This is a genomic window from Dehalococcoidia bacterium, from assembly GCA_022451965.1.
Lineage (GTDB): Bacteria > Chloroflexota > Dehalococcoidia > Lucifugimonadales > Lucifugimonadaceae > TMED-70.
Genome location: JAKUNJ010000007.1, coordinates 35,909 through 45,568 on the forward strand (window position 1 = coordinate 35,909; position 9,660 = coordinate 45,568).

The 9,660-nt window shown below is 30.4% G+C and carries 9 protein-coding genes; 6 read left to right on the top strand and 3 right to left on the bottom strand.

What is annotated here, in order from left to right; all coding sequences use genetic code 11:
- Positions 1–5: 5 nt before the first annotated feature.
- From cobT to MK083_04885, 4 genes are read left to right on the top strand one after another with little or no spacing between them, the layout of a single operon-like run.
- Entirely contained in the window at positions 6–1,019 is a 1,014-nt protein-coding gene (gene cobT / locus MK083_04870) for a nicotinate-nucleotide--dimethylbenzimidazole phosphoribosyltransferase (protein MCH2673786.1), read from the top strand.
- On the top strand, positions 1,015–1,818 hold the full coding sequence (locus tag MK083_04875; GenBank protein MCH2673787.1) for an adenosylcobinamide-GDP ribazoletransferase: 804 nt from the start codon (positions 1,015–1,017) through the stop codon (positions 1,816–1,818). Before cobT ends, MK083_04875 begins: the two co-directional genes overlap by 5 nt.
- Positions 1,819–1,850: 32 nt before the next feature.
- Positions 1,851–2,396, top strand: coding sequence for a bifunctional adenosylcobinamide kinase/adenosylcobinamide-phosphate guanylyltransferase (cobU, locus tag MK083_04880; protein ID MCH2673788.1), 546 nt, complete (start codon positions 1,851–1,853; stop codon positions 2,394–2,396).
- A gap of 3 nt (positions 2,397–2,399) precedes the next feature.
- Positions 2,400–2,999, top strand: coding sequence for a histidine phosphatase family protein (locus tag MK083_04885; GenBank protein ID MCH2673789.1), 600 nt, complete (start codon positions 2,400–2,402; stop codon positions 2,997–2,999).
- 20 nt (positions 3,000–3,019) lie between these two features.
- On the opposite strand, the gene MK083_04890 is transcribed toward MK083_04885, so the two are convergent.
- Both MK083_04890 and MK083_04895 read right to left on the bottom strand, forming a co-directional pair.
- Positions 3,020–4,684, bottom strand: coding sequence for a hypothetical protein (locus MK083_04890; protein MCH2673790.1), 1,665 nt, complete (start codon positions 4,682–4,684; stop codon positions 3,020–3,022).
- 74 nt (positions 4,685–4,758) lie between these two features.
- Positions 4,759–5,940: a sigma-70 family RNA polymerase sigma factor gene (locus tag MK083_04895; GenBank protein ID MCH2673791.1), complete on the bottom strand. Its 1,182-nt coding sequence runs from the start codon at positions 5,938–5,940 to the stop codon at positions 4,759–4,761.
- Between the two features lie 499 nt (positions 5,941–6,439).
- On the opposite strand from MK083_04895, the gene MK083_04900 reads away from it, so the two are divergent.
- Positions 6,440–7,651, top strand: a complete 1,212-nt coding sequence (locus MK083_04900) for a PLP-dependent aminotransferase family protein (GenBank protein MCH2673792.1) — start codon at positions 6,440–6,442, stop codon at positions 7,649–7,651.
- Here the strand turns inward: MK083_04900 and MK083_04905 are convergent.
- Positions 7,648–8,604, bottom strand: a complete 957-nt coding sequence (locus tag MK083_04905) for a fructose-1,6-bisphosphatase (GenBank protein ID MCH2673793.1) — start codon at positions 8,602–8,604, stop codon at positions 7,648–7,650. The two genes, MK083_04900 and MK083_04905, sit on opposite strands and share 4 nt — an antisense overlap.
- Before the next feature lie 465 nt (positions 8,605–9,069).
- On the opposite strand from MK083_04905, the gene MK083_04910 reads away from it, so the two are divergent.
- A partial coding sequence (locus tag MK083_04910) for an ammonium transporter (GenBank protein ID MCH2673794.1) occupies positions 9,070–9,660 on the top strand: 591 nt, incomplete at its 3' end.

Sequence of the window (9,660 nt, forward strand, 5' to 3'; positions counted from 1 at the left end):
ATTTTATGCAATTAATTAACAAAATTAAGAAATCAATAGATTCTAAGACTAAGCCAATTGGTTCACTTGGATTAATTGAAACTATTTCCAAAAAGATTTGCCTAATTCAAAAGACCACTAAACCTATCCTAAACCAGCCTAAAATAATTGTGTTTGCAGGCGATCATGGAATAGCAAATTCTGGTGTAAGTTCCTATCCTCAAGAAGTTACACATCAAATGGTTAGGAATTTTTTGAATGGTGGGGCGGGGATAAATGTTTTTTCTAGGACTCACTCAATTGATTTATTAATTGTAGATTCGGGTGTGAATTATAAATTTGATAAAACTGAAAAATTAATTAATAAAAAAATAGATTTCGGTACAAAAAGTTTTATTAATCAAAAAGCTATGTCTGAAAGACAATTAGAAGACTGCTTCAAACATGGGAAAGATTTAGTGCAAGAAATTTCAAAATTAGGAACAAATATTATTGGATTTGGTGAAATGGGAATTGGTAATACGTCTTCAGCTGCAATGATTATGAGTTATTTACTGGATATATCTTTAGAAAAATGTGTAGGAATTGGAACAGGATTATCAGAGAAACAACTCATAAAGAAAAGAAAATTATTATTGGATGCTAAGAGTTTTCATGGAAATATTAATGATTGCTATAAAGTTTTACAGACATTTGGAGGATTTGAAATTGTTCAAATGACTTCAGCAATGCTTGAATCATATAAACAAAATATGATCATAATGGTTGATGGATTCATATCTTCTTGTGCATTTTTAGCAGCTTCAAAAATCAATTCAAAAATTATAAATAATACATTCTTTTGTCATTTGAGTTCTGAGAAGGGTCATAATTTATTGCTGCAAAAGATTAATGAAAGAGCGATATTAAGTTTAGAAATGAGACTTGGAGAAGGAACAGGTTGTGCTCTTGCATATCCAATAATTCAAAATTCAGTAAATTTTATTAATGAAATGGCTACATTTGAAAATGCTAAAGTGAGCTCTAAATCAAATGATTAAAGAAGAAATAAAGATATTTTTTACTTCATTAATGTTTTATACCAGGATTCCATGTCCTAAATATGTTGATCATTCAGAAGAATACTTAAATAAAGCAACTAGATATTTCCCATTAGTTGGAATTATTGTTGGAGTTATAAGTTTTATTTTCTATTGGATTTCTAATCAAATTTTCAATGTTCAAATTAGTGTAATAATTTCAATTGCTTCAGGAATATTAGTAACAGGGGCATTTCACGAAGATGGTTTTGCAGACACTTTTGATGGATTTGGTGGAGGTTGGACTAAAGAAAAAATTCTTGAAATCATGAAGGATAGTAGAGTAGGAGTATATGGAGTTATCTCAATAGTAATACTTTTATTTCTAAAGATATTTTCCTTAACTTCTTTAGTTTTAATAATTCAATCAAATTTTGACCAAACTAGTGAATTGATAATTTTTATGATTTTTATAACTTATCACTCGATATCTAGGTTAACTGCAATAAATATAGTTTTTACGTCTGATTATTCAAGAGCTGATGAATTAGGAAAGTCCAAACCGGTTGCAAAAAATAATACTTTTACAGAAATATTTATTTCTTATTTATGGGGATTAATACCCTTGTTAGGACTAACTTATTTTTCTGCTTTATATTTATTGGTAGTTTTTCCACTTTTATTCTTATTTATTTATTCTTCAAGATATTTCAAAAAATATATAGGTGGATATACTGGAGATTGTCTTGGGGCCGTAGAACAATTATCTGAATTAACATGCTTATTATTTTTTTTAGCCTTAACAAAATTTTTAACATAGTCTAAAATTTTTGAGAAAGTTGTAGGTTATTTATGGGGAAAAAATTAATTTTTGTTTCAGGAGGCGCAAGAAGTGGTAAAAGCTCTTTTGTTGAAAATTGGGCGATTGAGAATGGTAAGAAAGTCTTATTCATAGCTACAGCAGAAAGATCTGATGAAGAAATGGAAGAAAGAATAGATTCTCATATAAAAAATCGTCCAAGTTCATGGGAAACAATTGAAGCTCCATCAAATATTTCAAAATCACTTGATGATAATTATCAAAAATTTGACACTATAATTCTAGATTGCATTAACTTACTTTCCGCAAATGCAATAATGAAATTTTCAGAACATTCTAACCAAGAAGAGTCTGATAAAGCTGTTTTATTTCAAATAGAAGATGTAATAAATGCATATAATAAGTCTTCTGCAACATGGTTAATAGTCACTAATGAAGTTGGATTAGGTCTTGTACCTCCTTATAAATTAGGTAGACTTTTTAGAGATTCATTAGGTAGAGCAAATCAAAAATTAGCTAAAATTTCAGATGAGGTAATTTTTATGGTTTCTGGAATACCAATGTATATTAAAAAGTAATTTATGGAATTATATGTAATAAGACATACTGAAGTCCACAATCCTGATAATTTATGTTACGGAAATTTTGATATCCCTTTATTGAAAGATTATGAACTAAAATCCGATCTTTTATTCTATAATTTACCAAATAATATAGATCAAATTTTTTCAAGCCCTTCAAAACGATGTACTGATTTACTTGATTATCAAAATGTTGATTTTATAACTAAAAATGAATTAAGAGAGTTGGATTTTGGTGATTGGGAAGGGAAAAAATGGGATGAAATTAATCAAAATGATTTAAATTTTTGGATGGAAGATTATGTTAATAGGCATCCTAAGAATGGTGAGAAAATGATAGATTTATATAATCGTTCAATAAAATTTACATATGATGTATTTTATTTGAATCATAAGAAAATTTTATTTGTTACTCATTCAGGTGTAATTAGAGCATTACTTTCTGAGGCATTGGATATTAATCTTAGAAATATTTTTGATATTCCAATAAAGTTTAATGAAATTTACAAATTTAATTTTAATTCTTCAAATAAGCTAAGCTTACATTTCTCTTCAAAAAAAGACATTGAAACAAACTACACTACAAAAAAAATCATTTGATTACATTTATTGATATTTTCTTAAAACGGTTCAGGATTAGCTGCAATTTTCTCAAGGTCATCTCGAGTATATGATCCCAATGATCTAAACTCATATTCAGTATAGTTTTTTATCCATTGCATAGCAATTTTTGAAGATTTTATATACTTTAATTTTTGGTCTTCAGTTGCATCATCTCCAAGTAGATCAATAATATCTCTAGTTTCATCATTTATAATTTCTTTTACAAGCTTAAATGAGTGTTCTTCTTCAGTATCTTCTGAAAATGATTTATGAATTATTCTTTGAGCTATTTGTCCAGTTGAAATCCTAGCTGTAGCCAAATCTTCCATCAATGCTGGTCTTTTGCCAGGTTTCCCAGCTAATCTATCGATACCTTTTGCTCCTCTACCGTTTAACCAACCTTCTATATATTCAAGAAGTGTTCTAACATTCTGCCTTGTGCCTTCCTTTGTAAGAGTTCCTTTAGGATTATCAATCTTTACTGGATAATTATCAGGATTCTTCATATCTTCTGATGGCTCCCACCCTGATTGTCTTAGCTTCTTAAATGGTTCAGCTGCTGGATCCATATGATATATGTGAGCAACCCAAGCTCTAATAAATCCCTGTTTAGCTTCCCATTCTTTGTCTGCCTTTATAGATTTTGCTGCCTCAATATTTACATCTTCGTCTCTTGAGGGTAGTGCAGTAGCCATTCCTCCAATAGGAACAGCGTCATGTTTTAGACAAATTGCAACTAATCTTCTAAATATATTCGACATGAATTCAGTATTTTGTATTGTTACGTCAAACCTATCAGGCCAAACAAATTCTTTATCATGCATTACATATTCTAGGATGCTTGCTTTTAGATCCCATCTAGCAGCATTTAGCCCTGCAGCATATTCTCCTAACGCAAAAAGCATCTCTTCCATTTGAAATACCGCTGGTAAGGATTCAATTAAGATAATTGCTTTGATATTTATATCATTTATTTCATTAACTGATTTTTTTATTTCGGTGAACAAACTATTATAAAACTTAGCTTCTCTAGCTGACTCAGTTTTAGGAATATAAAAATAAACCCCTTCTCCTTTTTTGTGTTGTTCTCTACCTCCAAAGAATAGAGTAAGAGCTGTACCTAAAATTGTTGCTGAAATGGGTTCACCATCTATCGTCACATCTGGCTCGTCTAAATGCAACCCTCTTTCTCTGTGCATAAAAAATGGAATTTTACCTGGTTCTAATTCATAATGTTTACCTGTTTTTTTATTATCAAAAGTCAAGGTTCCCAGCGTTGCATTCATTCTATTTCTTGTTGCATGAATAGAATCTTCTAATGTATGACCTGCTGCATCTTCATCATCATCTAAATCTCCCTCAGCTCTAACTCCCCCAGGACCAGGGTTAAGTGCATTTATAAGCATAGATGCTATACCTGCTGGACCAGAAATTTCTATTCCTGGTTTTCTGAGATCTTCTGGAAGATCATCAATTTTCCATTCCCCATTTGCTTCCGATTTATCAAGAGGAGCTGGCATGATACCATTTCTAGCCTTTTCTTGATTCTCAATCCTTTCTTTTCGAATTTCTTTTACTTCATCACTGAATTTATCATGAAGATTAACAAGTAAAGTTTGAAATTCTGGTGTAAAAATATCATTACACTCAATCTGTGACTGAAAAGATAATCTGTCTCTCAAAGTAAGTTCTCCTCATATTAATTATTATCAGGAAAATTATACTATTTATTTGACTTAAATCTATATGTTGAAAACTAAGAAATCAGCTCTTTCAAATCTGAAACGTCTCTATCAGATCGTAATCTTCCAAGAGCCTTTCTTTCAATTTGCCTAATTCTTTCTCTAGTTAGACTTAAGTCTTTTCCTATTTCTTCTAGAGTTCTAGGCTTACCATCAGTAATTCCAAACCTTAGCTCTAAAACTTTTCTTTCTCTATCATTAAGTTGACTAAGCACAGAATCTATATGACTTCTCATAGAGGATTGGGCAGCTACTTCAGGCGGAGTTGGAGTCGATTCATCTTCTATAAGATCGCCTAACTCATTTTCACCCTCTTCACCAATTGGAGTTTCAAGTGAAACTGGTTCTTGAGCCATCTTGAGTATTTCAGCAACTTTATTTGGTTGCATTTCCAATCTGTCAGATAGCTCCTGGATAGAAGGTTCTCTATTAAATTCTTGAGCCAATTCTCTTCTTGATCTCATAATTTTATTTAATGTCTCAACAACATGAACTGGAATTCTGATAGTTCTAGCTTGGTCAGCTATTGCTCTTGTTATTCCTTGTCTTATCCACCAAGTAGCATAAGTTGAAAATTTGAATCCTTTTCTAAAATCGAATTTTTCAATTGCTCTCATTAGTCCAATATTTCCTTCTTGAATCAGATCTAGCATAGATAATCCTCTGTTTAGATGTTTTTTAGCTACAGAAACTACTAATCTAAGGTTAGCTTCACCTAAATGCTTTCTAGCTTTTTCACCTTCTTCTTTTAATATTCTGAGGTGATTTCTAAAAATATTACCTTCTGTAAGTTCTGCTATTATGGGATTTGGATTCTTGATAGTTTTTTCTATATTTAATTTCGATTTGATTAGATAATCTTCTGGGAAAATTCTTCTCAAAATTGATAATTCTATAATTTTTTCCTGAGTTTCTTCAAGAGGTATTCCAGTACTGTCTGAAATATATTTTGAAGCTTCTAGAAAAAAATCATCAATTTTTTGTCCGTCTATAATTTCTTTTACTTTTTCATTTACAGAAAGTTCAGATAAAGTAAATTCACCTTTTATATTGAGAAATTTCTTTAATGATTTGGTAATTTCCTTTAGATCTGATATTTTTTCGAGTAATTTTTCAATGATAAACCCGTTAAGATCCTGATTATCGTAAAAGCTGTTTGCGTAATCTATTTGTTCATCAGAAAACTCTGAAGGCATTATTAGAATTTTTTTCAAAAAAATAGAACTTTCAATGGACCTCGCTAATATAACTTCATCTTTTGCAGATAGTAAGTTTACTTTACCAATTTCTTTGAGATACATTCTTACTGTGTCATTTGAAAGTTCAGAATCATCTTTATTCTTTTTTGAACTATCTTTACTAGATTCTCTTCTTTGTTCCCAACTTGTTAATTCTGAGCTGCTAAATGATTTTAAGTCTTGTTCTTCTTCATTTGCTTCATCTTCTATTGAAGTTTTACTTGAGCGATGAATTTTATCATCATCTGCTTCTTCAAAACCCTCTTCAATTATGTTGCCATCATCATTTGATTTTTGAATCAATTATATCTCTCCTTTTTTTTACCCCTGAATTATAATTTTATTCCATTTTCTAAAAAAAAAGAACATAAATTTAATACAGGTTTTACACTTGATAGTTCTAAATATTGTATATACTCTAGATAAAAATATATTTTTTCGAAGAAGAGGGAAAAAAATGAGCATTTCAAGTAAATTCAATTTTGATAATTTATGGTCCGAAAAATCAACTGACGCAGATAGACTTATAACAGAGCATGCAAAGTATGATTTTGCTGTAGCTTATCCACCTTATGAAGCTGTTCCAATGTACGGGCTTATAGATGGTTTAAAATCAAAAGTTGATGCAGATTTAGAAAAAGTTTCTATTGAAATGGCTTATTATCCTCATGTTCAAGGTGATGAATCATTAAGAGAATTCACTGCGAATAAAATTAAAACTGATAGAGGTATAAATGTAAATAAAGAATCTATTGTTTTGTGTAATGGATCAGGAGAAGCCAATGGATTGGTTATTCAAGCTTTGATTGATCCAGGTGACTTTGTTATCACTGAACAATTTGTTTATATGGGTACTACTAAGCAATTAAACTATTTTGATGCTAATATCGTGGGATCACCAATTGATGATCAAGGTTTAATACCTCATAAGTTTGAAGAAACAATTTTAGAAATTAAGAGAAATAATGGAGTAATGCCAAAAATGCTTTATACTATTCCAGAGCATCAAAATCCTACTGGTTCAACTCTTCCTAAGTCAAGAAGAATAGAAATTATAGAAATTTGTCACAAATATGGCATTCCTATATTAGAAGACGATTGTTATGTAGATAATAGATTTGAAGGTTCACCAGAACCATCTTTTGCTTCACTTGATGATTCTGGAATGGTCATTTATGTCGGATCATTTTCAAAACTTATAGCACCTGGATTAAGAATGGGATTTTTTACAGCAAGTGATGAAGTTATAGATAGAGCCCTGTCTGTAAAGGTTGGTTCTGGCCCTAATCAGTTTACTGCATATGCTATAGATGGATTCCTAAGAAGTAATTTAGATCTACAAAAATCAAATTATGACAAAATATTGAAAGATAAAAAAGAATCTATGGAAAGAGGTTTACAGGAATTTTTTTCTAATACTAGTGCAAAATGGTCCTCTCCTAAAGGTGGTTGTTACACTTGGTTGGAAATGACAGATGGGACTAATCTATCTGAAGTTAGAGATGAAGTTTTTGATAGAGGAGTTGGGTATATTGCCGGAGATATGTTTGCCCCAAATGGGGATGGACAGAATATGGCTAGATTATGTTTTGCTTTTGAATCGGTTGAAAAAAATTATGAGGGAATTAAAGAGTTAGCTTCAATATTTAAGAGCCTAAAAGTAATTTAAGTATTTTCATATATATGCATTTCTGCATTATTTCCTACATAAAACCCTACTCTTTGATGCAAATTATCTGGTTTGATATTTAATATATTTTTCTCCCCATCTGAGGCAAATCCATTTGCATTTTTTGCTATCAAAGACAAAGGATTGCACTCATAAATCAATCTTAATTTTCCTAAACCTGTTTTAGAGTCAGCAGGATAAGAAAATATACCACCTTTGATTAGATTTCTATGAAAATCAGCTACTAATGACCCTACATATCTAGAAGTATAATTACCATTTGCACCAGATTTAAGTGATTTGAGCCATCTTTTATCTTTGTCTGAAAAATTATTCCATTTAGATTCATTTATTGAATATATCTTTTCGTTACCATAAGAAATGTTTTTAATTGTTAGAAATGGTATACCATTTTCATCGAAGCTAAAAATAGACGTATCTTCACTCATTGAAACGCACATATCTGAAGATGAGCCATAAACAGTATACCCAGCAACTATTGCATCCTTACCCTTCTGCAGAAGGTTTGATTCATCATTTTGATCATTATTAATTTTTTTATAAATTCCAAAGATTGTACCTATTGTTACTGAAACATCAATATTAGATGATCCATCCAGAGGATCAAAAACTACAACATATTCAGCTTCTTGATTATTTGGGCTCGGAATAATAACTGATTCAATTTCTTCAGATCCCATCAAGAAAACTTTTCCTGAATCTGATAAATTTTTTATTAATAAGTCATTAGAAAATTGATCTAATTTTTCTACCTGTTCACCTTGAACATTTATTTTACCTGTTTTACCAACTAAACTATTAATCTTAGAAACTCGAACTACTTCAGAAATTTCGTAGCAAGTCTTAGAAATAATATTAATAATACTCTTAAGATCAGAGTCTATTTTTAAGTTATCCAGATGCTGGGCAAGAGTAATATTTTTATTATCCATAATTAATATAGTTTAATGGTTTAAGTATATTTATAGAAACATATTACTTAGGCAAGAGTTTTTCAAGAAATTTATACGGTTATATTACACCAAAAATAATTTATCAAATTATTTTATTTATAGTTGTGAAGTGAATAATTAGTTTAATATTTAGACTACAGATATAAGAACACCTGAAATAATTACAATTATGTAAAATGACATAATTACTGCAGATCTTTTAGATTCTTTCACTATTAAGTTGTTATCAACTGATTTTCTCATAATTAAAATCTTTGTTTATTTCTTTTATGTTGATTATTATCGACAATAAGTATTACCTAACTATTATCAATATGTTACGTATTTGTTTAATAATGAAAATTATAATCATCTGTAATATTTTAGAAACATTTCTTTAACTCTTTTGAAATATTGCCTAAATAAACTCATTCCATAGTTTAAATTATTTGAAGGAGTAATGTTATGGATTTTAATCCCGTAGCTCTTGATATAGTATGGACGCTACTGGCAACCGTTCTTGTATTCTTAATGCAAGCAGGTTTTTCTCTGTTAGAGGCTGGTGCGACAAGAGCAAAGAACTCAATAAACATAGTCATGAAAAATGTTATGGATATGTCCTTGGGTTCACTAGTGTTTTGGTTGGTTGGTTTTGGGTTTATGTTTGGAAGTAACAGTTCTGGATGGATCGGAACCGATAACTTCTTATTATCAGAAATAGACCCTGCATCTGAAACTGGATATTTTGATTTTGCATTCTTTATATTCCAGACCGTTTTTGCGGCAACAGCAGCAACTATTATTTCTGGTGCTGTGGCAGAAAGAACTAAATTCACTGCTTATCTTATTTATGCTGTAGCAGTAACTGGATTTATTTATCCAATATTTGGTTCATGGGTATGGGGTGGAGGATGGTTGAATGATGTTGGCCCTGGTTTTGTAGACTTTGCTGGTTCAACAGTTGTTCATAGTGTTGGTGGATGGGCTGCTTTAGCTGGTGCTATTGTAGTTGGTCCAAGACTTGGAAAATATATTGATGGTGCACCACAAAGATTA

Excerpts from the sequence above, each read along its gene's own strand:
- cobT (MCH2673786.1), top strand. The coding sequence starts at position 6 with ATGCAATTAATTAACAAAATTAAGAAATCAATAGATTCTAAGACTAAG.
- MK083_04895 (MCH2673791.1), bottom strand. The coding sequence starts at position 5,940 with ATGCCTTCAGAGTTTTCTGATGAACAAATAGATTACGCAAACAGCTTT.
- MK083_04900 (MCH2673792.1), top strand. The coding sequence starts at position 6,440 with ATGAGCATTTCAAGTAAATTCAATTTTGATAATTTATGGTCCGAAAAA.
- MK083_04885 (MCH2673789.1), top strand. The coding sequence starts at position 2,400 with ATGGAATTATATGTAATAAGACATACTGAAGTCCACAATCCTGATAAT.
- cobU (MCH2673788.1), top strand. The coding sequence starts at position 1,851 with ATGGGGAAAAAATTAATTTTTGTTTCAGGAGGCGCAAGAAGTGGTAAA.
- MK083_04905 (MCH2673793.1), bottom strand. The coding sequence starts at position 8,604 with ATGGATAATAAAAATATTACTCTTGCCCAGCATCTGGATAACTTAAAA.